Genomic DNA, 1,346 nt, shown 5'->3' on the forward strand with positions numbered 1-1,346 from the left:
GGCCCATAGGCCACGAACCTTGCCGAGCGATAGGGTAGCCCGCTCTGTTTTTCTTTCATCGGCAAGCTACCCAAATCCAGGAATCTTACCGGCCCTCAAACCTAAAGGCCGAAGCGGCAGGACCCTCAAGCTGTAGAACAGTGGCGAGAACAGAGGTTACCTGAACTTAAAAAAAGCGAAGACTGAAAGACGGACTATTCTGTATTTAGATGAGGCAGCCTGTTATTTATTGCCCTTACTGGCTCATACATGGGCACCTTGCGGACAAACACCACTACTCCTCGAGCAAGCTGGGCGAGCCCACTTGAGCCTCATTGCTGCCATTGCGCCGAACGGTCGCTTGTATTTAGCGGGCCAAGACAAACCTTTCGATAGTGTAGACATCACCTGGTTTCTGGGTAAATTATGCTGGCACTATCGACGCAGCAACCTGCTGGTAATCTGGCAGGGCCGCCTGAGCGGACGGGGCGGCCATCCACCGCTCTCAGATCGTTAAAGAGTGGCTTCATCAGAAGCCTGGCCGGGTTCACCTGGAGCGTCTACCAGCCTACAGTCCCATGCTTAATCCGGTGGAGTTAGTATGGAGCCAGCTTAAACGAGCCTTGAAAAACCGAGTTTTTACCGATCTAGGATCGTTGCAGAGGGCTGTTCTCAACGAAGTGAATTACTTACAGGCTGATCGAAAGCGAATAAGCTGTTTCTTTCGTAAAAAGGAGATATCATTCTTTACAAACTAACTCACGCATCTATAATCCAGCCAGTCATTTTGATGGGCTGGATATATTTTACCTGATATGAATTTACGTAAAAAATTTGTGCTATTATTTATAAGTGGATGTTTATTGACAATGCTTTTTCTGTATTGGAAAAGTAATGATGTAACTCCTACGACAAACTTACACCAATATTCAGAAGAACAACTCTTATATTTTTCGGATGTGGCTTTCGGGTATCCGGATAAAATTAAAAAGTGGAATAAAAAAGTAGTTGTAAAAATAGTTGGTCCTTGTACTGAAGATGATAAAATAGAAGTATTAAATATTATTCAAGAAATATCAGCCATAATAGGAAAAGATAAAATTAATTTTGGGCTAAAAGATGCTAATGTATTTGTGTATTTTCCGAATCTACAGCAAGACTTTGAAAGAGAAAAACGAGGAGAGCTGAACATTGATGTCAATGGATTCACTTTTTCAACATTTTCTTTTTCAGGTTATCTTAAGGAGGTCAAATTATATATAATACTAATTCAAAATCATAAAGACGCATTCAGAATGTAGGGAAAGCAAGTCAACTCGATGACTGTCTGCCGACCCGTGAATAACGCTTCAAGAACAGCCCGCAAA

Annotated in this window: 3 protein-coding genes; all 3 read left to right on the forward strand. The window is 42.4% G+C overall.

What is annotated here, in order from left to right; genetic code table 11:
• Positions 1-304 precede the first annotated feature (304 nt).
• From FH603_RS28070 to FH603_RS28080, 3 genes are read left to right on the forward strand one after another with little or no spacing between them, the layout of a single operon-like run.
• Entirely contained in the window at positions 305-496 is a 192-nt protein-coding gene (locus tag FH603_RS28070) for a hypothetical protein (RefSeq protein ID WP_222439571.1), read from the forward strand.
• On the forward strand, positions 489-737 hold the full coding sequence (locus FH603_RS29420; protein ID WP_394366416.1) for a transposase: 249 nt from the start codon (positions 489-491) through the stop codon (positions 735-737). Before FH603_RS28070 ends, FH603_RS29420 begins: the two co-directional genes overlap by 8 nt.
• Before the next feature lie 57 nt (positions 738-794).
• Positions 795-1,280: a hypothetical protein gene (locus FH603_RS28080; RefSeq protein ID WP_186742667.1), complete on the forward strand. Its 486-nt coding sequence runs from the start codon at positions 795-797 to the stop codon at positions 1,278-1,280.
• Positions 1,281-1,346 lie beyond the last annotated feature (66 nt).

It is taken from the genome of Spirosoma utsteinense, assembly GCF_014282275.1.
Lineage (GTDB): Bacteria > Bacteroidota > Bacteroidia > Cytophagales > Spirosomataceae > Spirosoma > Spirosoma utsteinense.